Here is a 25,419-nt window from a genome sequence, read left to right as displayed (position 1 = left end):
CGTGGAGAGGGGGTAGAACCCGTTGCTTGGCCATCGTGCTCCCCCTGCTCCGCGCCGCGGCGAAGTGTTGAGCATAATGCGCCCAAAGCGTAGGCCCACCAGCGCTAACACCGGTCACGGGTGCCCAGAGACTTTTTGATGACGCGCCACCCAGCAGCGGCTGAAGATCGCCAGGGACAATCAGGCTGAAGTGGAACACACCTGAAGCATGACGCAGTAGATGCGTGTGCCAAACGCATGTCGATTTGACCAACCGACATGACCAAGCGGCATTCTTCAGGACACAAAAAAGCCCTGAAAAATCAGGGCCTTGATGTATCTGGCGGAGAGAGTGGGATTCGAACCCACGAATGGTTTGACCCATTGCCGGTTTTCAAGACCGGTGCCTTCAACCGCTCGGCCATCTCTCCGGGAGTGCTTGCATTGTCGGCCGCGTCAGGGCGGCGGGTGGCGTGCAGCTAGCATGGCCAGGGCCACGGCGATGAGTACCGGGGCGATCAGGCCGGCCGCGAACACCAGCAGGCCAGCATCATGCCGCAATGCGGCAAGAATGACTACTGGGTAGATGAATAAAAGTGCCAACAAGGCCACCTGCGCGCGCATGTGGGGGCGCAGGCGGCGCAACAGGATGAGCAAGGCGCCCAGCCCGGCCAGGTAGCCGACTTGCACGCCGATCCCGGCACTGGACAGTGGCCAGGCCAGGAACAGCACGTTGACGACGATCAGCACCCAGCGCGCGGCGTCCAGGCCGCGCTGCCAGCGCCAGGTTTCGCGAAGCCGCCCGTTCACCCTTGGCCGATGCGCTCCAGCCCGCCCATGTGGCCGCGCAGCGCCTCGGGCACGGTGATGGAACCATCAGCGTTCTGGTAGTTCTCCATCACGGCGATCAGGCAGCGGCCCACGGCCAGACCGGAACCGTTGAGCGTGTGCACCAGCTCGGGCTTGCCGGTTTCCGGGTTGCGCCAGCGCGCCTGCATGCGACGGGCCTGGAAATCGCCAAAGTTGGAGCAGCTGGAGATTTCACGATAGGTCTGCTGGCTGGGCAGCCACACTTCCAGATCGAAGGTCTTGGTCGCACCAAAGCCCATGTCGCCGGTGCACAGCACCATCTTGCGATACGGCAGGCCCAGCTTCTGCAAGATGGCCTCGGCGTGGCCGACCATTTCATCCAGCTGTGCGAACGAATGCTCCGGATGGGCGACCTGCACCATCTCGATCTTCTCGAACTGATGCTGGCGGATCATGCCGCGCACGTCGCGGCCATAGCTGCCGGCTTCGGCACGGAAGCACAGGGTGTGCGCGGTCATGCGCAGCGGCAGCTGGTCGGCATCGACGATGCTGTCGCGCACCAGGTTGGTCAGCGGCACTTCGGCGGTGGGGATGAGGTAACGCTTGGCTTCGCCCACATGGGTGGCGAAAAGGTCTTCCTCGAACTTGGGCAGTTGGCTGGTGCCCTGCATGCTTTCCGGATTGACGATCACCGGCACATTGCATTCCAGGTAACCGTGCTCACCGGTCTGGGTATCCAGCATGAACTGGGCCAGCGCACGATGCAGGCGCGCCAGCTGACCGCGCATGACGGTGAAGCGCGCACCGGAGAGCTTGGCACCGGCCTCGCCATCCAGCCAACCATCGCGCTCGCCAAGCTCGACGTGATCCTTGACCTGGAAATCGAACGCACGCGGCTCGCCCCAACGTGCCACTTCCACGTTGTCGGCCTCGTCCTTGCCCTGCGGCACGCTCTCGTGCGGCAGGTTGGGCACACCCAGCGCGATGGCCTGCAATTGGGCCTGCACTTCGGACAGGCGGTGCTCGTTGGCCTTGAGCTGGTCGCCCAAACCTGACACTTCCGCCAGCAGCGGTGCAATGTCCTCGCCCTTGGCCTTGGCCTGGCCGATGGCCTTGGAACGCGTGTTGCGCAGGTTCTGCAGCTCCTGGGTCTGCTTCTGCAGCTGCTTGCGCTCGGACTCCAGCGTCTCGATGGCGGCGGTGTCCAGATCGAAGCCGCGCGTCTTCAGACGCTCGGCCGTATCGGCAAGATGGGCGCGCAGCAGCACCGGGTCTAGCATGGGAAGTCCTTACACGTTCAACGTTGTTGGCCGCTGATTATCGGTGCAGGCAGTCAAAGGGCGCAAACCTTACGTGTGCCGGGCGCGCGGCACCCACCATCCAAGCAGCAAGGCGGCCACTCCCGAACACCCGGCGCCGAAGGCAAAGGCGGCCCAAGGCGCCAGTGCCTGCCACAGCCATCCGAACAGCAGTGATGCCGGAAGCAGGAACAAGCCCACCACCAGGTTGTACCAGCCAAAGCCGGTGCCGGCCTGCCCCGCCGGCACAAGGTCGGCGACCAAGGCCTTTTCCGTGCCTTCCAGGGCTGCGGTGACCAGGCCGTAGCCGGCGAAACTGAGCCACAGCGCCATCTGCGACTGCGGCAATACACCGATCACGGCGTAGGTGAGCGCGTAGGCCGCCCAGGCCAGGGTCAGCACACGAATACGCCCGAACCGGTCCGAAAGCGCTGACAGCGGCGTGGATGCAAGCGCGGCCACCCCGGAAAACAGCGCCCACATCAAGGCGATGCGCTCGGCACCGGCACCCAGTTGCTGCGCACGCAGCAGCAGGAACATGTTCGATGAATTGCCCAGCGTGAACAGCGCCAGCGCCAACAGATAGCGACGCAGCGCCGGGGGCAGCGCCGTGATCGACCAGCTACGCCGCGGTGGCACCATCTGAACCTGCTTGGCCGCCGGCTCGCGCACCTTCCACGCCAATACCAGCACAATGACCGCAGGCACCGCGGCGAAAAAGAACACATGACGCAGCGGCAAGCCGGCGGCCAGCAAGGCCGCGGCGGCCAATGGCCCGACCACCGCGCCGGCGTTGTCCATGGCCCGATGCAGGCCAAACGCCAGGCCCCGCCGGGCCGGATCCACGCTCAGTCCAAGCATGGCATCACGCGGCGCACTACGCAGCCCCTTGCCCAGACGATCGGCGACCCGGCAACCAAGCACACCCACCCAACTGGCCACCAGACCGATCAAGGGACGCGCTGCACCGGCCACGCCATAGCCACCAATGATCCAGGGGCGCAACTTTCGGCTGCGGTCAGCCAGTACGCCGGCGATCAACTTGAGCAGGCTGCTGAGCGCCTCGGCAATACCTTCGATCAGTCCCAGCACACGCGGGCCGGCCATCAGCACTGAAGTCAGATACAGCGGCACCAGCGGATAGATCATGTCGCTGGCGGCGTCATTGAAAAAGCTGACCGCCCCCAGCAGCCACACCGTGGCCGGCAAGGCGCGAAGGGCCGCGCGAAAGCCCTTCGAGGCCGAGGGGCCGACCGTCATTTCTCGTCGCTCCCGGGCTTGCGCCGGGCCTGCCGGCGCGCGGCGCGCAACGCGCTGAGCTTCTCGCCCAGTTTCAGCTCCAGGCCACGCTCGACCGGCTGGTAGAACGTGGTGTCGCCCAGCGCGTCGGGCAGGCATTGCTGATCCAGCGCCACGCCGCCCTCGGCATCGTGGTCGTACTGGTAGTCCTTGCCGTAACCCAAGCCCTTCATCAGCTTGGTGGGCGCATTGCGAAGATGCAGCGGGACCTCCAGCGTGCCGGTCTGTCCGATCACGGCGCGCGCCTGGTTATAGGCCTTGTAGGCGGCATTGCTCTTGGGCGCCATGGCCAGATAGATGGCCAGTTGTGCCAGCCCCAGCTCGCCCTCGGGGCTGCCCAGGCGCTCGTAGGTGTCCCAGGCATCCAGCGCCATGCGCCAGGCGCGCGGATCGGCCAGGCCGACATCTTCCACCGCCATGCGCGTCATGCGTCGGGCCAGATAGGCGCGATCGCAGCCGCCATCGAGCATGCGCGTCAGCCAGTACACGGCGGCGTCCGGATCGGAACTGCGCACCGATTTGTGCAGCGCCGAGATCTGATCGTAGAACTGCTCGCCGCCCTTGTCGAACCGGCGCGTGCGGTCGGCCAGCACCTGGGTCAGCGTGGTTTCGTCGATCCGGCGGGGACCGGATACGCTATCGTCGGCAAGCTCGGCGGCAATTTCCAGCAAGGTGAGCGCACGGCGCACATCGCCATCGGCGGCCTGGGCGATCATGCCCAGCGCTTCGTCGTCGACCGCCAGTTGCAGCTCGCCAAGGCCGCGCTCGGTATCGGCCAGCGCGCGCTTGAGCGCCTGGACGATATCGCCCTGCTCCACTGCCTCCAGCACATGCACGCGGCAGCGCGAGAGCAAGGCCGAGTTGAGCTCGAACGACGGGTTCTCGGTGGTGGCGCCGACAAACAGGATGACGCCTTTTTCGATATGCGGCAGGAAGGCATCCTGCTGCGCCTTGTTGAAGCGGTGCACCTCGTCCACGAACAACACGGTGCGCCGCCCTTGCGCGAAGTTGCCTTCGGCCTCGGCCAGCGCCTTGCGCACATCGGCCAGCCCCGAAAGCACGGCGGACACCGCCTTGAACTGCGCGTCGGCGTACTTGGCCACCAGCAGCGCCAGCGTGGTCTTGCCGCAACCGGGCGGCCCCCACAGCACCATGGAATGCACGCGCCCGGCTTCCAGCGCGCGGCGCAGCGGCTTGCCCTCGCCCACCACGCGCTGTTGCCCGACCACTTCGTCCAGCGATTGCGGACGCATGCGCTCGGCCAGCGGCTTCAGGGCTTCGGGTTCGGCAAAAAGATCGGGCATGGCGAAAGTGTAGTCGAGCGGTCAAGCACGGCGGCGACGCGCCAGATAGGCCATATAGCCAGCGGCCACCAGCACGGCGATGGCCGCCGGTGCCAGCAGGGTGCGCTCACGCCAGAACGGGAACGCCAGGGCACCGGCGATACCGCCCAGCAGGAAGCCGCCAAACAGCACCAGATAAAGCACCGAGCGGCGACGATCCACGGATTTGCCGCGCAGGCGCTGGCCAAACAGGATGCCAAGGTCGGTGACGATGCCCGACACATGCGTGGTACGCACCACCGCGCCGCTGTAGGTGCTGACCATGGCGTTCTGCAAGCCGCAGGCTGCCGCTGCCAGCCATAGCCCCAGGTCGTGGTGCTGGTGAATCAGCGGCACCGCCACAAACAGCAGCAGCGCCTCGATCAGCAAGGCCAGTCCGTAGCGGTGCCCCAGCTCCAGCGCACTGTCGCGAATCAGCAGGCCGCTGAAACTGGCGCCAAGAAAAAACGCCACCAGCACCGCACCAAAATGTAGCAGCTGATGCCAGGCGTGACCGGCCAGCGCGATGCCGACCAGCGTGGTGGTGCCGGTCATGTGGGTGACCGCCTGATGGTCGAAGCTGAGATAGCCCACCGCGTTGATGGTGCCGGCCATCAGCGCCAGCACGCCGCCACCAAACCAGACCCAGCGCGGCAATTTGCGGATCATCCGTGAACCCCTGTCATCAAGCGCGTGGCGTTACTGGCCCAGCGGATGCACTTCGGGCACATCACCGGTATCGCCCACCACATCGGCGCCCTTGGGCGGGGTGAAGTTGAACAGCTTGGCCGGCAGCGAGACGTTGCGCTGCCAATGCGAGAACTGGATACGCGAGGTATTGCCCAGCTGATCGCGGAAACGCATTTCGCGCAGCTGACCCTCGGCAAAGCCAAGGTCGGCATATTCAAACTGCGGGTTGTCATCGGTGGGCTTCAGGCGCAGCCAGGCCAAGCCGTCCTTGTCACCCAGATTGGCCACCGTGAACTCGTGATCGAGCTGCGAGAGGTCGGTCAGCACCGTCAGCGGACTGTGTGCCTCGGCGGCACTCTGGCGACGCACGGTGACCTGCTCCAGATCCGGGTCGTACATCCATACGTGGCCACCGTCGGCCACGATCAGCTGCTTGTACGGCGCATTGACCTCCCAGCGGAACTCACGCGGCGCCTCCAGCGCCAGCGTGCCGGTGCTGGGCTTGCCCGATTGGCCGTTGGCATTGGTCAGCGTCTGGCTGAAATCGCCCTTGATGGCGTGCAGGTTGTGCGCGAAAGCATCCAGCTGCTGGCGCGCGTTCTGCGCGGCCTGCGCTGCCGGCACGGCCAGCATCAGGGCGAAAGCGGCAATGGCGATGGATCGAAGCATGAAGGTATCCCGTAAAGATCGCGCGCAGCCTAACCGCGCCACGCTTAACTGACCATGGTACGCGTTCAACGTTCGCGAAGCGCGTCGGCCTGACGACGCATGGCCGCCAGCTCCTGCGCATCGCGTCGCTCCAGATTGCGCACCTGCAAACCCAAACGCGGATGACCGGCAAAGCGTTGTCGATGCCGGGCCAGAAAATCCCAGTAAAGCACGGTCACCGGACAGGCACGCGGGCCGGTGGTGGCCGCTGGCCTGAAGCGGCAGCCACGGCAGTAATTGCTCATGCGGTCGATGTATTTGCCGGTGGCGATATACGGCTTGGACGCCATCACGCCGCCATCGGCCCACTGCGACATGCCGATCACGTTGGGCAACTCCACCCATTCGACCGCATCGACATAAATGGCCAGATACCAGGCGTGGATCTGCACCGGCTCCACGCCCAGCAGCAAGGCGTAAAGCCCGGTCACCATCAGGCGCTGGATGTGATGGGCGTACCCATGCGCCAGCGTGTCGCCAAGCGTCTGGCGCAGGCAGTTCATGTCGGTGTCGCCGGTCCAGTAGAAATCCGGCAGGCGCGCGTGGGCCTGCAGCGCATTGTTGTCGGCAAACCCCGGCATGCGCTGCCAGTAAAGGCCACGCACATACTCGCGCCAGCCCAGCACCTGGCGGACGAAGCCTTCCACCGCGGCCAAGGGCGCGTGGCCATCATCCAGCGCTTGGCAGGCGGCCGAAATCACTTCATCGGGATGCAGCAACTTCAGGTTCATCGCCGCCGAAAGGCGGGCGTGATAAAGCGCATGATGACCCACGTCCGCGCCCTGCCACATCGCGTCCTGCCAGCGGCCGAACTGCGGTAGTCGATGGGTGATGAAGTCGTCCAGCGCATGTTGTGCCTGCACGCGTGTCAGCGGCCAATCGAAATGCTCCAGCGTGCCCGGATGATCGGCAAACTGTTCGTTGACCTGTGCGATCACTTCGCGTGTCAACGCGTCGGGCTGGAAGCGCTGATGCCCTGGCATATCGGCAGGTGGGCCGTCGCTGGCGAAACTCTCGCGATTGTCGGTATCGAAATTCCAGCGCCCGCCGCGCGGCTGGCGCGCCTCCATCAGCACATCGTGGCGCTGGCGCATCCAGCGATAGAAATGCTCCATGCGTGGCTGGCGGCGCCCGCGCATCCAGTCGGCAAAGTCATCGTGCGAGCAGAGAAAGTGACGATCCTCGCGCAAGGCCACCGGCGGCGTGTCATCGTCGGCATCCAGTTCGCGGAAGGCTTCGCGCAGGCGCCATTCGCCCGGCTCGACCAGAATCAGCTTTTCCGGGCGCAGCTGCTTGAGATCGGTGCGCAGCGCATCGATCAGCTGATCGTGGGCGCGACGGTCCAGCTGGCGGTAATGCACACGCACGCCCCGCTGGCGCAGATGCTCACGAAAATGGCGCATGGCCGCGAAGAACAGCGCAATACGCGCCTTGTGGCTCCAGACGTGGGTGGCCTCGCCCAGTGCTTCGGCCATCCACACCGCGTCGCGCGACGCATCGAAATCTTCGAACGCGCTGGAGTGCGCATCAAGCTGGTCGCCCAGCACCACCACCAGGTTGCGCAGGCGCGAGTCGCTCATCGCTTATTTGGGCGGCGGCGGCGCCAGCACCTCGCGGGTGCCGTTGTGCTGCGGACCACTGACCACGCCATCGGACTCCATCTGCTCGATCAGGCGCGCGGCGCGGTTGTAGCCGATGCGAAGATGACGCTGCACGCCGGAGATCGAGGCACGGCGCGTTTGCGTGACGATGGCCACGGCCTTGTCGTACAGCGCGTTGTCGCCGCCATCGCCGTCGTCGGCGTCCTGCGGAATGCCCGATTCGTTGATGATCTTGCCATCGCCCAGCGTCTGCACTTCTTCCAGCACGCCTTCGATGTAGTCCGGCTCGCCCTGGGTCTTGAGCCACTCGACCACATTGTGCACTTCGTGGTCATCGACGAAGGCGCCGTGCACGCGTTCAGGCGTAGCCGTGCCGGGCGGCAAGTACAACATGTCGCCGTGACCGAGCAGGGTTTCGGCGCCGGACTGATCCAGAATGGTGCGCGAGTCGATCTTGGAGCTGACCTGGAAGGCGATGCGCGTGGGGATATTGGCCTTGATCAGGCCGGTGATCACATCCACCGACGGGCGCTGCGTGGCCAGAATCAGGTGAATGCCGGCGGCACGCGCCTTTTGCGCCAGGCGCGCGATCAGCTCTTCCACCTTCTTGCCGACGATCATCATCATGTCGGCAAATTCGTCGATGATCACCACGATATGCGGCAACGGCTCCAGCGGATCGGCGGTGACCTGCGGCATCTCGGGGTTGGGCACGAACAGCGGATCGAGCAGCGGCTGACCGGCATGGTCGGCCTCGCGCACTTTCTTGTTGAAGCCGGCCAGGTTACGTACGCCGACGGCCGCCATCAGCTTGTAGCGGCGTTCCATTTCGGCCACGCACCAGCGCAAGGCGTTGGCGGCCTCCTTCATGTCGGTGACCACCGGCGCCAGCAGATGCGGAATGCCCTCGTAGACCGAAAGCTCCAGCATCTTCGGGTCGATCATGATCAGGCGCACGTCCTTGGCGTTGGCCTTGTAAAGCAGGCTCAGCACCATGGCGTTGACCGCCACCGACTTACCTGAACCGGTGGTGCCGGCCACCAGCAGATGCGGCATCTTGGCTAGGTCCACCGTGACCGGATTGCCGCCAATGTCCTTGCCCAACGCCAGCGACAGCGGGCCCTTGGCGGTGTCGTACTGCTTGGAGCGCAGAATCTCGGACAGATACACGATTTCGCGCTTGGAATTGGGAATTTCCAGGCCGATGACGTTCTTGCCGGGAATCACGTCGACCACGCGCACGCTGACCACCGACAGCCCGCGCGCAATGTCCTTGTCCAGATTGGAGACCTGGCTGCCACGCACACCCGGCGCCGGTTCCATCTCGAAACGGGTGATCACCGGGCCCGGGTACACGCCGACGACCTTGGCCTCGATCTTGAAGTCTTTCAGCTTCAGCTCGACCTGGCGCGAGAGCACTTCCAGCGTCTCGTCCGAGTAACCCGGGCCTTGCGGCGGTGCCTCATCCAGCAGCGACAGCGGCGGCAACTCGCCCTCGCTGGCCGCGCCGGTGAACAGCGGAATCTGCGTTTCGCGCGTGGCGCGGTCGCTTTTTTCCACCTTGACCGGCAGTTGCTCGATGCGGATCGGCTCGCGCTTGGCCTGCTTGGCCGCATCGGTGCGCTTGACCACGGTGCGTTCGGCACGTGCGGCGCGCACCTTGCGCCGTTCCGGCGCCTGCTTGAGTTTGCCGCCCAGCCAGTTGGCCACGGCCAGCGACTGACGACCGGTCCAGTCCATCAGCCAGAACCAGGAAAGCCCCGTCGCCAGCGTCACCGCGATAAGAAACAACGCCAGCAACAGCAGCGGCGCGCCGCGATCGCCAAAGGCATGCAGCACGCCGTTGCCGATGGCGCGGCCAAGCACACCGCCGGCGCCTTCCGGCGGCACGCGGATGGCGTGAAAGCTCAACCACGCCAACCCTGGCGCGGTAAGGAAAAACAGCACGAAGCCAGTCAGGCGCAGCGCCGGCTCCCACGGTGTGGGCGCATGCAACACCGGCTCGCGGCGCAGCACACGCACGCCGATCACCACCAGCAGCAAGGGGAAGGCATAGGCGACGATGCCGAACAGGTAGCGCATCAGGTCGGCCAGCCAGGCACCGACCGTGCCGCCCCAGTTGTGCACGTGCACGTTTTGCGCCACGTGCGACCAGCTCGGATCTTGCTCGCTGTAGCTGAACAGGCATACCAGCAGGTACACCGCCACCGGTACCAGCAGCAACACGCCGGCTTCGCGCAGGCGCCGCTTCAGCTCGTCGCTGAGGCCGCTGTCCTTGGAGGGTGTGCTCTTGCCGGTTCCGCTGCGTGCCACGTTCGCTTACCTAGCCTCGTATTGCGCGTTCAAGGGTGATGCCGATGATGCCCCAGTGACGACAACGGCGGACGGAAACGTGGACATCGCCACATGCTCCGCCCGCCGCATCATGACCTGCGTCGGTCGCAGAAGTCGCGACAAGGGTCGCGGCCTCTGTTTAGAACGGGCCGGAAGTTTCCAGCCCAAGCCCATGACTTGATGGACTTTATACCACGCCTTCCAACGCCGGATGCACGATCTGACCGGCCTCGACGTTGATGCCGCTCTTGAGCGGAGCGTAATCGCGCCAGCTGTCGCCAGCGGCCAGACGCTGCACGTACGGCAGGATCGCGGCGGAGATGGCCTGCGAGGAGGTCTGCTGCACCGCGCCCGGCATGTTGGTGACGGCAAAATGCGTCACGCCGTGCACGTCGTAGGTCGGCTCGGCCCAGGTGGTCGGCTTGGAGGTTTCAAAGCAGCCGCCCTGATCGATGGAGATATCCACCAGCACGCTGCCCTTCTCCATGGTCTTGACCATGGCTTCGGTGACCACGCGCGGCGCCTTGGCGCTGGGGATCAGCACCGCACCGACCACCAAGTCGGCGTCGGCCACGTGCTCGGCCACGGCAGCCTCGTAGGCGTACAGCGCGGTGACGTTGTGACCCAGCGCCATCATTTCGGCCATGCGGTCCTGACGCTTGTCGAACACCACCACGTTGGCACCGGCCTGCGCGGCCAGACACGCGGCGGCGCCACCGGCAGCGCCGGCACCCAGCACCACCACCTTGCCACGCTCGGTGGACGGCAGGCCGCCCAGCAGCTTGCCCTTGCCGCCGTTCGGACGGTGCAGCAGCGTGGTGCCCACCTGCGTGGCGATGCGACCGGCGATGATCGACATCGGCGCCAGCAGCGGCAACGTGCCGTCTTCGTCCACCGACTCGAAGGCCACGCCGGTCAGGCCGATGTCCAGCAGGCTGCGCGTCAGCGCCGGCTCGGCGGCCAGGTGCAGGTAGCAGAACAGCAGATGATGCTTCTTGAGGTGCGTGAGGTCGCCGGCGATCGGCTCCTTCACCTTCACGATCAGCTCGCCGGCCTCGTACAGGGCTGCGGCATCGGCCACCACCTTGACGCCCACCTGGGTGTAGTTCTCGTCCGAGAAGCCACTCAGGCTGCCGGCACCGGACTGGATGAAGACCTCGTGGCCACGCTTGACCAGATCGCCGGCGGCCGCCGGGACCAGGGCCACGCGGCCCTCCAGGGTCTTGGTTTCGGTAGGAATGCCGATACGCATGGAGGGAACTACCTCGTGTTCGTTTGGGGACAAAGGGACCGATGGCAGTCTTGATGCTGCCTGTCGGCGTGCCGGCGCGCCTGGCAGGCGTGCCGAACCGGGTGCTCATGTGCTTGAATCAGACCCCGGACCTCCCCATTGTGAAGGCTTCGAAGCCGGCCGTGAATCCCGAGGCTGCGCCACATGTCGGCGCGCCCGATGCGCGGCCCCGGCCCATCGCCGCAAAACGCGGCGCCAAGCCTTGCCGATTCAAGCTGCATAAACCTGAAGGATTATACATGAGCACCCCCAAGCACAGCCGTCTGCTGATCCTGGGCTCCGGCCCGGCCGGCTACACCGCCGCGGTCTACGCCGCCCGCGCCAACCTCACGCCGACCATGGTCACCGGCCTGCAGCAGGGTGGCCAGCTGATGACCACCACCGAGGTGGACAACTGGCCCGGCGACCAGAACGGCGTGCAGGGTCCGGAGTTGATGCAGCGCATGGCCGAACACGCCGAACGCTTCAACACCGAGATGGTGTTCGACCACGTGCATTCGGCCGATCTTTCCAAGCGCCCGTTCCACCTGAAAGGTGACAGCGGCGAGTACACCTGCGATGCGCTGATCATCACCACCGGCGCCACCGCCAAATACCTTGGCCTGCCCTCGGAAGAACACTACAAGGGCAAGGGCGTGTCCGCCTGCGCCACCTGCGACGGTTTCTTCTACCGCGACCGTGATGTGGTGGTGGTCGGCGGCGGCAACACTGCCGTGGAAGAGGCGCTGTACCTGGCCAACATCTGCAACAAGGTCTACCTAGTGCATCGCCGCGACAGCCTGCGCGCGGAAAAGATCATGCAGGACAAGCTGTTCGAGAAGGCAGAGGCCGGCAAGGTGGAGATGGTGTGGAACCACACCATCGACGAGGTGCTGGGCGATGACTCGGGCGTCACCGGCGTGCGCGTGAAAAGCACGCAGGATGGCAGCACGCGCGATATCGACGTGCACGGCTTCTTCGTCGCCATCGGCCACACACCCAACACCGGTATTTTCGATGGCCAGCTGGACATGAAGAACGGCTACATCACCATCAAGAGCGGCCTGCACGGCCTGGCCACCATGACCAGCGTACCGGGCGTGTTCGCCGCCGGTGACGTGGCCGATCAGGTCTATCGCCAGGCGGTGACCTCGGCCGGCTTTGGCTGCATGGCCGCGCTGGACGCCGAGCGCTGGCTGGACCAGGCCAGCGTGGAAGCGGTGGAAACGCAGGCCGAGGCCACCGAGAAGGCATGAGGCAGGCCGCGCAGCCATGAATGCGCAATGGCGCCTGTTGCTGGCGCAGATCAGTCGGCGGCTATGGTTCCGCTCGGCGCTTTATGGCGTCGGCGCGGCCGTGGCCGCCCTGGTCGGTGTCATCGCACGCCCCTGGTTGCCCACCGGCATGGCCGCGCACATCGGTGCATCGGCGGTGGGCAGCCTGCTCAACATCCTGGCCTCCAGCATGCTGGCGGTGACCACGTTCTCACTATCGACCATGGTCTCGGCCTACACCGCGGCCAGCAGCGGGGCCACGCCACGCGCCGCCACACTGCTGATCGAGGATGCCGCCGCACAGCGCGCCCTGGCCAGCTTCATCGGCGCGTTTCTGTTTTCCATCGTCGGGCTGATTGCACTCAACAGCGGCATCTACGGGGAATCGGGCCGCGTGGTGCTGTTCGCCGCCACGGTGGTGATGATCGTGATCATCGTGGTCACCCTGCTGCGCTGGATCGACCAGCTATCGCGGCTGGGTCGGGTCACCGAAACCATCGACCGCGTCGAGCAGGTCACGCGCCAGGCCATGCAGAGCGCGGTGCAGGCACCACACCTTCAGGCCATGCCATACACCGAGCCGTCTGCTGGTGCTCAGGCCATCACCGCGACCCAGACCGGCTACATCACCTACATTGATGTGGCCGACCTGCAGGCGCTGGCCGATGAACATGAGGCGCGCATCTGGTGCGAGGTGCGAGCCGGCGCGTTCATGGCACCTGGCGAGGTGCTGGCCAAAGTGACCGTGCCCCTCGACGACGATACGACGCGGCGTCTGCGCAAGGCCTTTGTCACCGGCGATACACGCAACTTCCAGGAAGATCCGCGCTTTGGCCTGATCGTGCTGACCGAGATCGCCCAGCGCGCGCTGTCGCCGGCAGTGAATGACCCGGGCACCGCCATCGACATTCTCGGCACCGTCACGCGCCTGCTGTGCAACTTTGCCAGCGCGCGCATGCAAGCGGCTCAAAATACGGACGACGACGCGCCACGCTATGAGCGCGTGTACGTGCAGGCGCCGGATGAAGCGGGCTTTTTCGATGACGTGTTCGCGCCGCTGGCGCGTGACGCGGCACCATTGCTGGAAGTGGATATCAAGCTGCACAAATCGCTGGCCACGCTGGGCGGCTTGGGTTATCCGCCCTACCGCGCGCTGGCCGCACGCCATGCGCGCCGCGCGCTTGAGCTCTCGGCGCCGCGGCTGCCGCTGGAGGACGATCGGCGGCAACTGGCCACCATCGCCGAATGGGCCGACGAAACAGCATGAGCGGCGACGACACCACGCTTACCGCGCGCTTTCACAAGCGCCTGGACGCCATCGATGCTGACACCTGGGATAGCCTTGGCGGCGATGCCAACCCATTCGTCAGCCACGCCTTTCTCAGCGGCCTGGAACGCACCGGCTGCATTCGTGCGGAATGGGGCTGGCAGCCACACCACCTGGGGCTTTATCGCGGCGACACGCTGGTGGCGGCAGCGCCGCTGTATCTCAAAGGCAACTCGCACGGCGAATATGTATTCGACTGGGGCTGGGCCGATGCCTGGGAACGCGCCGGCGGAAACTATTACCCCAAGCTCCTTTGTGCCGTGCCCTACTCGCCCGTGCCCGGCCCTCGCCTGCTGGTGGGTAACGGGGACGATGCTGAAGCGCTGCGGCGGGAGCTGGTCACCGCTATCCAGGCCGAAACCTTGCGCAGGGGGCTTTCCTCGGCGCATGTGAACTTCATCGACCGCGTCGATGATCGCGATGCCTTCGGCGCCGACTGGCTGTCACGGTTCGACTATCAGTATCACTGGCATAACCGCGGCTATGCCGACTTCGACGCCTTCCTCGGCGCGCTCAACGCCAAAAAGCGCAAGAACATCCGCCACGAGCGCCGCGATGTGGCCGCCTCGGGCCTGGCCTGCGACACCTGCGCTGGCGATGCGTTGAGTGAGGCCGAGTGGGACCGCATCCACGCGCTGTACCTCAACACCTTCGACGAGAAAGGCAATCACGCCGCGTTGAGCCGCGACTTTTTCGCCCATCTGGCGCATCACATGGGCGATCGCGTACAGGTGGCGCTGGCCCGGCGCGATGGTGACATCGTCGCCATGGCACTGCTGCTGACGGGCAACGACACGCTGTATGGCCGCTACTGGGGAGCCATCGAAGAGGTGCCGTCGCTGCATTTTGAGCTGTGCTACTACCGCGGCATCGAGCTGTGCATCGAGCGCGGCCTGGCTCGCTTCGAGCCGGGCGCGCAGGGACGCCACAAAATGGCGCGCGGCTTTCTTCCCGTGGCCACGCATTCGCGCCATTATCTGCCGCACCCGGAATTTCGCGAGGCCGTCGATCATGCGCTGACCGACGAAGCGCAATACATGCATGAACATTACGCCGAACTGATGCAGCACAGCCCTTACGCCCAACGATGAACGTGCTGCCCATTCCCTATCTTTCCGCCGGCTCCGCGCCGGTGTTTCCCGACCCCGCGCAGGCCATGGACGCACCCAATGGCCTGCTGGCGCTGGGCGGCGACCTTTCCGTGCCGCGCCTGCTGGCCGCCTACGGCAACGGCATCTTCCCATGGTTTGGCGAAGACGAGCCGATTCTGTGGTGGTCGCCCGATCCGCGTTGCGTGTTCGACACCGGCGCCATCCACATCAGCCGCAGCCTGCGTCGGCATCTTCGCCGTTGCGACTGGGAGCTGCGTATCGACACCGCCTTCGAGCAGGTACTCGATGCCTGCGCCGCGCCACGCGAAGGCCAGCACGGCACCTGGATCGTGCCGGCGATGCGCCAGGCCTATCTGGAGCTGCACCAATGCGGCCACGCGCACAGCATCGAAGCCTGGGACGGCAACACCCTGGTCGGCGGCCTGTACGGCGTCGGCGTCGGACGTCTGTTCTGCGGCGAATCGATGTTCTCGGCACGCAGCGGTGGTTCCAAAACCGTGCTGGTGGCGCTGTGCCAGCGCCTTCACGCGGCCGGCTGTCCATGGCTGGACGCACAGGTCACCAACCCGCACCTGACCTCGATGGGCGCCATCGACATCGACCGCACGCGCTTTCTCGCCGACGTCGCACGCCTGAGTGTGCAATCCACACCCGACGGCCTGTGGACGCCCGGCGCGCTGGGCAAGGTCCGCGAGCGGGTCTAAAGTCCACCGAGCGCCGAATGCAGCGGCAACCTCGGCAGTCGTGGGGTCAGGGAACGGGCATCGGCCGCCGCACGCAACGCCTCGTAGTGACGCAGGAACAAGGCCACTGCGTGCGGATCAAACAGCTTGCCGGCCTGCTCGGACAAGTACTGGCGCACCTGCGCGTCGCTCCATGCCCGCTTGTAGACTCGCGGGTGGGTCAGCGCGTCCCAGACGTCGACCACCGCGAACAATCGCGCCAGGTAGGGAATATCCTCGCCAGCCAGGCCTTGTGGGTAACCCGTCCCGTCCCAGTGCTCGTGGTGGTACTGCGGGATGTCGGTGCAATGGCAGAGAAAGTCGATTTTCTGCAACAGCTCGCGTGCCACGATCGGATGCCGGCGCACCAGTGCCATCTCCCGCTCGTCCAGCGGCCCGGCCTTGGTCAACACTGAATCGGGCAACATCAGCTTGCCGATATCGTGCAAAAGCGCACTGTATTCAATGCGTTTGAGCATGGCCGGGTCGCGGATTCCATCGAACCGCGCCAGCGCCAGCATTACCCGCGTCACCCGCAGGCTGTGATCTCCGGTTTCGCGATGGCGAACATCCAGCGCCCCCGTCAGTGCCAGCATCGTTTGCTCGTAGGCCGCACAAAGTTTCTGGTTGGCACGATCCAAACGGCGGATATGCGCATACACGAGTGCGGCGACGAAGCCGGCCGACGCCAGCACCAGCAAGCCATCGCTTGCCGTGCGCGCAAGTGGAGCCCAGCGCTGGCCAATGACCGTGGCGGCAAGCAAGCGCGGGCTGGCCCACAACCAGGCCAGTCCCAGCACGATGTAAAGCAGCGGCGCACCGTGATGCGGTTTCAGGCTCATGATGTGGATCAAGGGGACGGAGAGTTGCCCTACCCTAGCGCGCCCGGCACGGTGCCAATTGATTCAGGACAATTTTGACGTCATCGGCTTATGAGCAGATGGCCTGCACAAGCAGCGAGGCCGGCTTGCCGGTGTGGGGGTGCACGGGCTCACGCAAGTGATGACAGCGCATGCCGCAGCGCGCAAGCAAGGCCAGCCAGCTTTCCTGCGTGCGGAAATACCACGGCGCCGGATCGCGAAACCTATCACCACAACCGACCCATGAGCCCTGGCGCCAACCATCAACATATGGCCCATCACCACACGCCATCAGCGGGTGCAGGGTTTGCATCACGAACACACCGCCCGGTGCCAGCAATGACGGCACGGCGGCAAGCAACTGCTCGGTGCTTTGTTTGCCCAACAAGGCGAAATTGCAACTGACCACGGCGGCCCTGGCGTCAAGCTCGCCGGCTGCCACAGCCGCATAATCGAGCACGCGATAGTCGATGTCGCCCGTATCGGGCGTGGCCTGGCAAGCGGCCTCGATGAAGGCCGGCTCGGCATCGACGCCGATCACCCTGGCTCCGTTCTCGGCAAGTGCTCGGCACAGCCAACCCTCGCCACAACCCAGGTCGATCAACGTTGGCGGAGCCAGCGCGGTGATGGCATCGACGATGGCCGCGTCGGTGACCAGGCGCCGACTCTCGATGCCGCGCTCACGCACGGTTTGCGTCCAGGCCCGCGCATTGGTTTGCCAGCAGCGACGGATCTGCGCTTCATGCGAGTCCGCCGTGCTCACCTCAGTCGCCGCGCGCGCTGTAGTGCGTGGCGACGTAGTTTTCGACCAGGTCGACAAACTCGTGGGCAATGCCCTCGCCGCGCAAGGTGACGCTCTTCTTGCCATCGACGAACACCGGTGCCGACGGCGCTTCGCCCGTCCCCGGCAGCGAGATGCCGATGTTGGCGTGCTTGGATTCGCCAGGCCCGTTGACCACACAGCCCATTACCGCCAGCGTGAGGTTTTCCACGCCGTCGTATTTGACTCGCCACTCGGGCATCTTCGCGCGCACGTGCTCCTGCACCGTCTTGGCCAGTTCCTGGAACACCGTGGAGGTGGTGCGGCCACAGCCCGGGCAGGCCGTGACCAGCGGCGTGAACGCGCGCAGGCCCATGGTCTGCAGCAGTTCCTGCGCCACGATCACTTCCTGCGTGCGCGACTGCCCCGGCTCGGGCGTAAGCGAAATGCGAATGGTGTCGCCAATGCCTTCCTGCAACAGCACCGAAAGCGCCGCGGTGGACGCGACGATGCCCTTCGAGCCCATGCCGGCCTCGGTCAGGCCCAGATGCAGGGCGTAATCGCTGCGCCGACCCAGGTCGCGGTACACGGCGATCAGCTCCTGCACGCCGGAGACCTTGCACGAAATGATGATGCGATCCCGGCCCAGGCCCAGGTCCTCGGCGCGCGCGGCCGAATCCAGCGCCGAGCGAATCAGCGCTTCACGCGCCACATGACCGGCATCCCAGGGTTCGGCGCGCTTGGAGTTCTCGTCCATCAGCATGGCGACCATGGACTGGTCCAGCGAGCCCCAGTTGGCGCCGATACGCACCGGCTTGTCGTACTTGAGCGCCATCTCGATGATGGCCGCGAACTGGCTGTCCTTCTTCTTGCCGAAACCGACGTTGCCCGGGTTGATGCGGTACTTGGCCAGCGCCTCGGCGCAGGCCGGCTCGGCCTCCAGCAGCTGATGACCGTTGTAGTGAAAATCGCCGACCAGCGGCACCGACACGCCCATCATGTCCAGGCGCTCGCGGATGCGCGGCACCGCGGCGGCCGACTCGGGATTGTTCACGGTCACGCGCACCACCTCGGAACCGGCGCGGGCCAGTTCCGCCACCTGTTGCGCGGTGCCCTTCACATCGGCGGTGTCGGTGTTGGTCATCGACTGCACGACGATGGGCGCGCCGCCACCGACCTGCACCGAACCCACCTTCACCGCGACACATTCGCGGCGCGGCCTGGGCGCGGCCTCGGACGGGCGGGCATCATGATCGGGAGCAAGCGCGGAAACGGCGGACATGGCGTGTTCTGTCGGTCTATGGAGAGAAAGCGGCCGCCCGCGGCAAACACGCGCAGCCATCGGCACAAGGATACCCGATCACCGGCGCCTTCCCCATGACTCAGGCGATGACGATTCAGCGCGCCGTGCGTCGCAACGCGGCCTGGAGCAGGCGCCGCTGCACGCGTTCGGAAACACTCGCTGCCGCTGACAGCTGCATGCGCGCCAGCGCCGCGGCCTCGCCCGGCACCGGCGCCCCCGGAGCCAGCCAGGCTGCGGCCAGCGTGAGCCGGCCACGCCAGTGGTCCCCGTTATCGCGCAACCAGCCCAGCGCCGGCAGCAGACGTTGCTCGTCGGCGCTGAAGTCACATCCCAGCGGAAAACTGGGCAAGGTACCGTTCTCGCGCCATGGTTTCAGCGCCCGCGCCAGATGTTCCGGCGTGTTGCTGCGCCAGTGCTCGGGAATGACGAAATCGGCGGCCAGCTTGCCGGCACGTTTGCATTGCGCCGCCAGGGCATCGACAAAACGGGCATCGCAGATGGCCAGCATCGCCTTGATGCAGTCTTCGTCGCAGCGCCCGCGAAGATCGGCCACGCCGTATTCGGTCACCACCAGATCACGCAGGTGGCGCGGGATGGTCACGTGGCCGTAGCTGAAGCGCACATTGGATTGCCAGCGACCGCGAGAGCGCCGCGCCGCCCGCATCATCAGCACCGAGCGCCCCGATTCCAGTGCATGCGCCATGGCCACGAAGTTGTACTGGCCACCGACGCCACTGACCACGCGTCCGTCCTCCAGCCCATCGGACACCGCCGCGCCCAGCACCGTGCTCATCATGCAGATATTGAAAAAGCGCGCGTCACGTCGCTGCAGGCGATCCAGCGCTTCCTGCCCGCCGTAGAGCTGGTTCACATCCGACACACGCGTCATGTCCACGCCGTCGGCCTCGTCGCCTTCCAGGCCGCGCAACCAGGCGTAAAGATCCGTCGACCCCAAAAAGAACGCACCGCGCAAGTAGCGCCCGCCACGCAGGCGCCGCCCGGCGAGAAAGGCGTCCCAGGCGGCGAGCTCTTCGGCGCTTTGCAGCGCCCCCGGCAGCGACGCGACATCGGCAAGGCGCACGCACGAGGTGTCAAGCCTTGCACCGCGTGGCAGCAGGCCAAAGCGCACCAGGCGGTCGACGGCGTTGGCGTCCAATACCTCGGGCAAGGCGCCGCAAGCACGCAGGCGCTCGGCATCACCGGCCTTCAGCACGTCGCCGATGGCGCCGGCCGCGCGCGAGCGCTCCAGCGCCAGATCGTCGTACACACGCCGCCCCAGGATGCCGGCGCGACGCAGATGCATGAAGCCATCCAGCACCATTTCGCTGGCGCCATACACGCCCTCAGCGAACGGCGCCAAGCCACCCAGTGATTCGGCCAACCGCAGTGTGCCGCCATCGCTGTCGATGGCACCCAGCGTCTGGCCATAGGTGGTGTTCTGGCGCTGGCGCAGGCACAGCGCGTGCACCATGGCATCCGATAGCGCGCCGATGCCCACCTGCAAGGTGCCGCCGTCGCGCACCAGCGCACTGGCATGCAGGCCGATGGCGTATTCGGTCACATCCACCGGTTCGCGCGGCATCGCAAACAGCGGCGCGCTGTGCGCCGGTTCCAGCAGCCAATCGAACATCGATTCGGGCACCTTGGCCCCGCCATCCATGAAAGGCAGCTCGGCATGAACCACGCCGATCACCAGCGGCCGCGGCTGACCGGCCTCGGCCATGCGCTCGAGCAGTTCCAGCGTCACGTCCGGGTTGCTGGACAGGCTGAACTGGCGCCCATGCTCGCCCTGGCGCATCGCCACCAGCTGCACGATCACGTTGATGTCGCATGCCACCAGGTCCCGCGCCACATGCGTGTAGTTCTGGCTGACATAGGCGCGCTGCGCCTGCGCCGAGCCCAGCATGCTGCCCGACTGCAGGTAGAACTCGTGTACGCGCACGTTGGCCGGCAGGCGATCGGCCGCCTGCGCCGGCACGTAATCGAGCACCTGGACATCCTCACCGAAGTGTCGCTCCAGGAAAGGGGCCAGAAAGCGCCGTTGCAGGCCATGACCGGCCGCGGGTGGCGTCAGCGAAAGCGCGGTATACAGCGTCAGCGAGGCGGCCGGGTCATCGACCACCTGGCGATAGATGGCATTGAGCAGGGCATGTGGCTTGCCCAGCCCCAGGGGCGCGGCCACCCGCAGATGCGGGCCCTGTCGGTCGATCAGCGCTTGCGCGCAAGAAGCGGTGTCACCAAAGCATTCGGGCATGGCAAGGTCGCGACACGAAACACACCGCCGATGATGGCAGAACCCGGCCTGGCCGTGTCAGCCTCATCGCCCGCCCTGTCATCGCGCCATACACAAAGGCAGCGCTAAACTTTACCTCCATGAATGCCCCCAGCCTTTCGCCCTCCCGCCGCCTGGCCGAACGCGCCTTCAGTCGTGCCGCCGGCGCACCGTTGATCGGCGGCAATGCCGTCCAGCTGATGATCGATGCGCAGGCGCATTTCGATGCCTGGCTCGCGGCCATCCGCAGTGCGCGCAGCCATGTGCTGCTGGAAAACTACATCGTGCGCGATGACGACATCGGTCGCAGCTTCCGCGATGCGCTGGCCGAGCGTGCCGCGGCCGGCGTGCGGGTGTGCGTGACGCTGGACTGGCTGGGCTGCCTGGGCCAGTCACGGCGCGCGTTCTGGCAGCCGTTGCTGCATGCCGGCGGCGAAGTGCGCGTGTACGGTGCGCCTCAACTGGCGCGGCCGCTCGACTTTGTCAGCCGCGACCATCGCAAGCTGCTGGTGGTCGATGGCGTGCAGGGCTTTATCTCCGGCGTGTGCATCAGCGCCAAGTGGTTGGGCGAACCCGAGCGCGACGTGCCGCCGTGGCGCGATACCGGCCTCTCGCTGTGCGGCCCGGCGGTGGCCGAGTTGCAAGCGGCCTTCGCCGACACCTGGTCGACGCTGGGCACGCCGCTGGACATCGACGCCGACGCGCAGCCGTGCAGCAGCAGCGGCGATGTCTCGCTGCGCGTGATCGCGACCCAGCCGCGCACTGCCGGCGTGTACCGGCTGGACCAGCTGATCGCCTCGATGGCGCGCAAAACCCTGTGGCTGACCGACGCCTATTTCGTCGGCATCGCACCCTACGTGCAATCGCTGGCCGCGGCCGCCCGCGATGGCGTGGATGTGCGCCTGCTGGTGCCTGGCGCCAGTGATATTCCGCCGGTGGCAGCGATGTCGCGCGCCGGTTATCGCCCGCTGCTACAGGCCGGCGTGCGCGTGTTCGAGTGGAACGGCTCGATGCTGCATGCCAAGACCGCCGTGGCCGATCGCCAGTGGGCGCGCGTGGGCTCGTCCAATCTGAACCTGGCCAGCTGGCTGGGCAACTGTGAGATCGATGTCGCCATCGAGGACGAAGACATCGCCGGTCAGCTGACCGAGCAGTATCAGCGCGACCTGGAAAACGCCACCGAGATCGTGCTGGCACCGCGCCGACGTCGACGCGGCACGCGCGTGCACAGCACCGAACAACGCGCACGACCGCGGCCGTACCGTCCCGGCGGCAGCTCCAGCCGCGCTGCGGCCGGCGCGCTGCGCCTGGCCAATACCGTGGGCGCGGCGCTGACCCGGCGCCGCGTGCTGGGCCGCGCCGAAACCGGCCCGATCGCCGGCGGCGCACTGGCCCTGGGCGTGCTCGGCATTCTCGCGCTGATCTGGCCGGCGGTGCTGGGCTGGCCGCTGGCGGTGATTTTCCTGTGGTTGTCGCTGAGCCTGAGCGCACGCTGGTGGCGACTGCGCCGCATTGCCCACCAGGAAGGCGAGCTCCCCGGCTTCGAGGACGAACCCTCCGAATCCTCCGATGAACCACGCTCGTGATAGCCTGAGCGGCCGTCCCCAAGTTCGCCCCGGCATGCCTGCAGTACCGCCCTCTCCGCCCGCCCGCGATGTGCTCACGCCGTCGAGCCTGAACCGGCGCGTGCGCGATCTGCTGGAAATGCATTTGCCCTCGGTGCTGATCGAAGGCGAAATCTCCAACCTGGCGCGGCCGGCCTCCGGGCATATCTATTTCACGCTGAAGGATGCCAACGCGCAGGTGCGTTGCGCCATGTTCCGGCCCAAGAGCACCTGGCTGAAATTTCGCCCGGAAAATGGCATGCAGGTGCTGGCCCGTGCTCGGGTTGGTCTTTATGAGCCGCGCGGGGAATACCAGCTGATTGTCGATCACCTGGAGGAATCGGGCGAAGGCGCGTTGCGCCGCGAGTTTGATCGCCTCAAGGCTCAGTTGCAGGCCGAGGGACTGTTCGATCCGGCCAACAAACGCGCCCTGCCTGCGTTGCCGCGATGCATCGGCGTGATCACCTCGGCCACGGGCGCGGCGATCCGCGATGTGCTGTCGGTGCTGTCACGGCGCTTTCCACTGGCCGAAGTCGATGTGCTGCCGGTGCCGGTGCAGGGCCGCGAGGCGCCACCGGCGATTGTCGCCATGCTGGAACGTGCCTCCGGTGCCGGTTATCACGACGTGCTGCTGCTGACCCGTGGCGGTGGCTCGCTGGAGGACCTGTGGGCCTTCAATGACGAATCGGTGGCGCGTGCAGTGCGGGCCAGCGCCATACCGGTGGTGTGCGCGGTCGGCCACGAGGTGGACTTTTCCATCGCCGAATTTGCCGCCGACCTGCGCGCGGCCACGCCCTCGGCAGCGGCCGAACTGCTTGTGCCCGAGCAAGGCGAACTTGGCCGCCGGCTGCAACTGGCGCAACGCGGCATGGTCACGCGTCTGGAGCGCACGCTGCACACGCAAGGCCAACGGCTGGACCACCTGCGCGCCCGCCTGCAAACGCTGCGCCCGCAGGCGCGCCTGGCACATGGACGCGAACGCCTGTCCGCGCTGCAGCAGCGCCTCGTGCGACATCAGCAACAGGATCTGGCCGCACGCAAGACGCGACTGGAAAATGACCGTGCGCGATTGCAGGCCCGTCACCCGCAAGCCACCCTGCGCCAAGCACGCGGCACGCTGGCGCAGCTTCAACATCGCCTGAGTCAGGCCATCGGTCATGACCTGAAGCGCCGCCGCGAGACGCTGCAATACGATGCCCGCGCGCTGCACGCGGTCAGCCCGCTGGCTACCCTGGAGCGCGGTTACGCCATGGTGCTCGATGCCAATGGCAAGCTGGTACGTTCAGCGGCGAGCGTCGCCCCGGGTGCTAGCCTCGATATTCGTATGGCCGACGGCACACTGCCGGTAAAGCGTATCTGATTTTTCGCATCTGACCTGCGCGTGCAGCGCGCCGCCGCGGCCCTCTTTACTCCCCGCTTCAAGGAGGTCGCGATGCAAAAGCGTTATCCGTACTACCTGGCCAACAAGGCCGCCTCGCCGAATGCCGACCTGGCCGTGCTGGACAAGTATTCGGGCAAGGTCGCCGCGCAAGTGGCGGTGCCCGATGCCAAGGCTGTGGACAAGGCCATTGCCGCCGCGGAAAAGGCCGCCAAGCCGATGGCGGCGATGAAACCCTACGAGCGCCAGCAGGTGCTGCTGCACTGTGTAAAACGCTTCGAGGAGCGTGCCGACGAGCTGGCCAAGGCGCTTTGCATCGAGGCCGGCAAACCCATCAACGATGCCAAGGGCGAAGTCACCCGCCTGATCGACACCTTCAAGGTGGCCGCCGAGGAAGCGGTACGCATCGACGGGCAGATCATCAACCTGGAAATCTCCGCACGCGCCGCCGGCTATCGCGGCTTTTCCAAGCGCGTGCCGCTGGGGCCGGTGTCGTTCATTACACCGTTCAATTTCCCGCTCAACCTGGTCGCGCACAAGGTGGCGCCGGCGATTGCCGCCGGTTGCCCATTCGTGCTGAAACCGGCCGAGAAAACCCCCATCGGCGCGCTGATCATTGGTGAAATCCTGGCCGAAACCAAGCTGCCCAAGGGCGCCTTCTCGGTACTGCCGGTCAACGGCGACAAGGCCTCGCAGCTGGTCGAGGACGAGCGCCTGAAACTGCTTTCGTTCACCGGCGGCCAGATCGGCTGGAAGCTCAAGTCGCAGGCCGGGCGCAAGAAGGTGGTGCTGGAGCTGGGTGGCAACGCCGCCTGCGTGGTTGACGCCGACCAGAAAGATCGCCTGGACGCGGTGGTCGATCGCTTGATCTTCGGCGCCTTCTACCAATCCGGGCAAAGCTGCATCGGCGTGCAACGCATCTACGTCCACGACACGCTGTACGCGGCGCTCAAGAAGAAACTGGTCGAGAAAACCCGTGCGCTGAAATCCGGCGATCCGAAGAACAAGGACACCTTCATCGGCCCGATGATCGACGAGGATGCGGCCAAGCGCCTGCACGGCTGGATCAGCGAGGCCAAGGAAGCCGGCGCCAAGGTGCTGTGCGGTGGCAAGCGCAAGGGCAACATGCTGGAGGCCACGCTGGTGGAGGACGTGCCGGCCGATGCCAAGCTCAACCGCGAGGAAGCCTTCGGCCCGGTCGCGCTGCTGGCCCCGTTCAGCGATTTTCACGCCGTGCTCGATACCGTCAACGATTCCGAATACGGCTTGCAGGCCGGCGTGTTCACCAACGATCTTGGCCACACCATGGCCGCCTGGGACCGCCTGGAACAGGGCGGCGTGATCATCAACGACATTCCCAGCTTCCGTGTCGACAACATGCCCTATGGCGGCGTCAAACGCTCCGGCCTGGGTCGCGAAGGCATTCGCCGCGCCATCGAGGACATGACCGAAGAGCGTCTGCTGGTGATCCACGACGTCGACGACTGAGCCCTTCA

Annotated in this window: 20 protein-coding genes and 1 tRNA gene; 7 read left to right on the top strand and 14 right to left on the bottom strand. The window is 65.9% G+C overall.

Annotation, left to right across the window (positions count from 1 at the left end):
• Positions 1-320: 320 nt before the first annotated feature.
• The 10 genes from HBF24_RS07730 to ald all read right to left on the bottom strand — a co-directional run bounded on the left by HBF24_RS07730 (position 321) and on the right by ald (position 11,293).
• Positions 321-410, bottom strand: a tRNA-Ser gene (locus HBF24_RS07730).
• 25 nt (positions 411-435) lie between these two features.
• Positions 436-789 carry a hypothetical protein gene (locus HBF24_RS07725; RefSeq protein WP_167171292.1) on the bottom strand — a complete coding sequence of 118 codons (354 nt, stop codon included), beginning with the start codon at positions 787-789 and terminating at the stop codon, positions 436-438.
• The gene (gene serS / locus HBF24_RS07720; RefSeq protein WP_167171289.1) at positions 786-2,069 is read right to left on the bottom strand and encodes a serine--tRNA ligase; all 1,284 of its coding nucleotides are present in this window, start codon (positions 2,067-2,069) and stop codon (positions 786-788) included. The genes HBF24_RS07725 and serS overlap by 4 nt, the downstream gene beginning before the upstream one ends.
• Positions 2,070-2,138: 69 nt before the next feature.
• Entirely contained in the window at positions 2,139-3,347 is a 1,209-nt protein-coding gene (locus tag HBF24_RS07715) for an MFS transporter (RefSeq protein WP_167171287.1), read from the bottom strand.
• Entirely contained in the window at positions 3,344-4,690 is a 1,347-nt protein-coding gene (locus HBF24_RS07710) for a replication-associated recombination protein A (RefSeq protein ID WP_167171284.1), read from the bottom strand. Before HBF24_RS07710 ends, HBF24_RS07715 begins: the two co-directional genes overlap by 4 nt.
• Positions 4,691-4,711: 21 nt before the next feature.
• Positions 4,712-5,377, bottom strand: coding sequence for a YoaK family protein (locus HBF24_RS07705; RefSeq protein WP_167171282.1), 666 nt, complete (start codon positions 5,375-5,377; stop codon positions 4,712-4,714).
• Positions 5,378-5,407: 30 nt separating this feature from the next.
• Positions 5,408-6,067 carry an outer membrane lipoprotein chaperone LolA gene (gene lolA, locus HBF24_RS07700; protein ID WP_167171279.1) on the bottom strand — a complete coding sequence of 220 codons (660 nt, stop codon included), beginning with the start codon at positions 6,065-6,067 and terminating at the stop codon, positions 5,408-5,410.
• A gap of 65 nt (positions 6,068-6,132) precedes the next feature.
• Positions 6,133-7,686: a cryptochrome/photolyase family protein gene (locus HBF24_RS07695; protein ID WP_167171277.1), complete on the bottom strand. Its 1,554-nt coding sequence runs from the start codon at positions 7,684-7,686 to the stop codon at positions 6,133-6,135.
• A gap of 3 nt (positions 7,687-7,689) precedes the next feature.
• Positions 7,690-10,020 (bottom strand): DNA translocase FtsK, encoded by a 2,331-nt coding sequence (locus HBF24_RS07690; protein WP_167171274.1) that lies wholly within the window; start codon positions 10,018-10,020, stop codon positions 7,690-7,692.
• A gap of 208 nt (positions 10,021-10,228) precedes the next feature.
• Complete coding sequence (gene ald, locus HBF24_RS07685) at positions 10,229-11,293, bottom strand: alanine dehydrogenase (RefSeq protein ID WP_167171271.1); 1,065 nt, start codon at positions 11,291-11,293, stop codon at positions 10,229-10,231.
• Positions 11,294-11,571: 278 nt separating this feature from the next.
• On the opposite strand from ald, the gene trxB reads away from it, so the two are divergent.
• Genes trxB through aat form a run of 4 tightly spaced genes read left to right on the top strand, consistent with a single transcriptional unit; the run spans position 11,572 to position 15,728 of the window.
• Entirely contained in the window at positions 11,572-12,567 is a 996-nt protein-coding gene (gene trxB / locus HBF24_RS07680; RefSeq protein ID WP_167171268.1) for a thioredoxin-disulfide reductase, read from the top strand.
• 16 nt (positions 12,568-12,583) lie between these two features.
• Complete coding sequence (locus HBF24_RS07675; RefSeq protein WP_167171266.1) at positions 12,584-13,852, top strand: DUF2254 domain-containing protein; 1,269 nt, start codon at positions 12,584-12,586, stop codon at positions 13,850-13,852.
• Positions 13,849-15,003 carry a GNAT family N-acetyltransferase gene (locus HBF24_RS07670; RefSeq protein WP_167171263.1) on the top strand — a complete coding sequence of 385 codons (1,155 nt, stop codon included), beginning with the start codon at positions 13,849-13,851 and terminating at the stop codon, positions 15,001-15,003. Before HBF24_RS07675 ends, HBF24_RS07670 begins: the two co-directional genes overlap by 4 nt.
• Positions 15,000-15,728: a leucyl/phenylalanyl-tRNA--protein transferase gene (gene aat / locus HBF24_RS07665; protein WP_167171260.1), complete on the top strand. Its 729-nt coding sequence runs from the start codon at positions 15,000-15,002 to the stop codon at positions 15,726-15,728. Before HBF24_RS07670 ends, aat begins: the two co-directional genes overlap by 4 nt.
• On the opposite strand, the gene HBF24_RS07660 is transcribed toward aat, so the two are convergent.
• From HBF24_RS07660 to HBF24_RS07645, 4 genes are all read right to left on the bottom strand, one after another.
• Positions 15,725-16,588: an HD domain-containing phosphohydrolase gene (locus HBF24_RS07660; protein WP_167171257.1), complete on the bottom strand. Its 864-nt coding sequence runs from the start codon at positions 16,586-16,588 to the stop codon at positions 15,725-15,727. The genes aat and HBF24_RS07660 overlap by 4 nt on opposite strands.
• A gap of 88 nt (positions 16,589-16,676) precedes the next feature.
• Positions 16,677-17,369: a class I SAM-dependent methyltransferase gene (locus HBF24_RS07655; RefSeq protein ID WP_343162729.1), complete on the bottom strand. Its 693-nt coding sequence runs from the start codon at positions 17,367-17,369 to the stop codon at positions 16,677-16,679.
• 1 nt (position 17,370) lies between these two features.
• Positions 17,371-18,648: a flavodoxin-dependent (E)-4-hydroxy-3-methylbut-2-enyl-diphosphate synthase gene (ispG, locus tag HBF24_RS07650; protein ID WP_167171251.1), complete on the bottom strand. Its 1,278-nt coding sequence runs from the start codon at positions 18,646-18,648 to the stop codon at positions 17,371-17,373.
• Positions 18,649-18,763: 115 nt separating this feature from the next.
• Positions 18,764-20,923, bottom strand: a complete 2,160-nt coding sequence (locus HBF24_RS07645; protein ID WP_167171248.1) for an acetyl-CoA hydrolase/transferase C-terminal domain-containing protein — start codon at positions 20,921-20,923, stop codon at positions 18,764-18,766.
• Positions 20,924-21,042: 119 nt separating this feature from the next.
• On the opposite strand from HBF24_RS07645, the gene HBF24_RS07640 reads away from it, so the two are divergent.
• The 3 genes from HBF24_RS07640 to HBF24_RS07630 all read left to right on the top strand — a co-directional run bounded on the left by HBF24_RS07640 (position 21,043) and on the right by HBF24_RS07630 (position 25,411).
• Positions 21,043-22,527, top strand: a complete 1,485-nt coding sequence (locus tag HBF24_RS07640; RefSeq protein WP_167171245.1) for a phospholipase D-like domain-containing protein — start codon at positions 21,043-21,045, stop codon at positions 22,525-22,527.
• A 34-nt stretch (positions 22,528-22,561) separates the two neighbouring features.
• Complete coding sequence (xseA, locus tag HBF24_RS07635) at positions 22,562-23,905, top strand: exodeoxyribonuclease VII large subunit (RefSeq protein WP_167171242.1); 1,344 nt, start codon at positions 22,562-22,564, stop codon at positions 23,903-23,905.
• Positions 23,906-23,977: 72 nt separating this feature from the next.
• The gene (locus tag HBF24_RS07630; protein WP_167171240.1) at positions 23,978-25,411 is read left to right on the top strand and encodes an aldehyde dehydrogenase family protein; all 1,434 of its coding nucleotides are present in this window, start codon (positions 23,978-23,980) and stop codon (positions 25,409-25,411) included.
• The last annotated feature ends 8 nt before the right edge of the window (positions 25,412-25,419 follow it).

It is taken from the genome of Oleiagrimonas sp. C23AA (genome assembly GCF_011759385.1).
Taxonomy (GTDB): Bacteria; Pseudomonadota; Gammaproteobacteria; order Xanthomonadales; family Rhodanobacteraceae; genus Oleiagrimonas.
This window is presented reverse-complemented; position numbering and strand designations above follow the sequence as displayed.

What these genes read in the sequence shown, in the direction of transcription:
- serS (WP_167171289.1), bottom strand. Translation starts at nt 2,069, where the DNA reads ATGCTAGACCCGGTGCTGCTGCGCGCCCATCTTGCCGATACGGCCGAG.
- HBF24_RS07715 (WP_167171287.1), bottom strand. Translation starts at nt 3,347, where the DNA reads ATGACGGTCGGCCCCTCGGCCTCGAAGGGCTTTCGCGCGGCCCTTCGC.
- HBF24_RS07710 (WP_167171284.1), bottom strand. Translation starts at nt 4,690, where the DNA reads ATGCCCGATCTTTTTGCCGAACCCGAAGCCCTGAAGCCGCTGGCCGAG.
- HBF24_RS07705 (WP_167171282.1), bottom strand. Translation starts at nt 5,377, where the DNA reads ATGATCCGCAAATTGCCGCGCTGGGTCTGGTTTGGTGGCGGCGTGCTG.
- lolA (WP_167171279.1), bottom strand. Translation starts at nt 6,067, where the DNA reads ATGCTTCGATCCATCGCCATTGCCGCTTTCGCCCTGATGCTGGCCGTG.
- HBF24_RS07695 (WP_167171277.1), bottom strand. Translation starts at nt 7,686, where the DNA reads ATGAGCGACTCGCGCCTGCGCAACCTGGTGGTGGTGCTGGGCGACCAG.
- ald (WP_167171271.1), bottom strand. Translation starts at nt 11,293, where the DNA reads ATGCGTATCGGCATTCCTACCGAAACCAAGACCCTGGAGGGCCGCGTG.
- trxB (WP_167171268.1), top strand. Translation starts at nt 11,572, where the DNA reads ATGAGCACCCCCAAGCACAGCCGTCTGCTGATCCTGGGCTCCGGCCCG.
- HBF24_RS07675 (WP_167171266.1), top strand. Translation starts at nt 12,584, where the DNA reads ATGAATGCGCAATGGCGCCTGTTGCTGGCGCAGATCAGTCGGCGGCTA.
- HBF24_RS07670 (WP_167171263.1), top strand. Translation starts at nt 13,849, where the DNA reads ATGAGCGGCGACGACACCACGCTTACCGCGCGCTTTCACAAGCGCCTG.
- aat (WP_167171260.1), top strand. Translation starts at nt 15,000, where the DNA reads ATGAACGTGCTGCCCATTCCCTATCTTTCCGCCGGCTCCGCGCCGGTG.
- HBF24_RS07660 (WP_167171257.1), bottom strand. Translation starts at nt 16,588, where the DNA reads ATGAGCCTGAAACCGCATCACGGTGCGCCGCTGCTTTACATCGTGCTG.
- ispG (WP_167171251.1), bottom strand. Translation starts at nt 18,648, where the DNA reads ATGTCCGCCGTTTCCGCGCTTGCTCCCGATCATGATGCCCGCCCGTCC.
- HBF24_RS07645 (WP_167171248.1), bottom strand. Translation starts at nt 20,923, where the DNA reads ATGCCCGAATGCTTTGGTGACACCGCTTCTTGCGCGCAAGCGCTGATC.
- HBF24_RS07640 (WP_167171245.1), top strand. Translation starts at nt 21,043, where the DNA reads ATGAATGCCCCCAGCCTTTCGCCCTCCCGCCGCCTGGCCGAACGCGCC.
- xseA (WP_167171242.1), top strand. Translation starts at nt 22,562, where the DNA reads ATGCCTGCAGTACCGCCCTCTCCGCCCGCCCGCGATGTGCTCACGCCG.
- HBF24_RS07630 (WP_167171240.1), top strand. Translation starts at nt 23,978, where the DNA reads ATGCAAAAGCGTTATCCGTACTACCTGGCCAACAAGGCCGCCTCGCCG.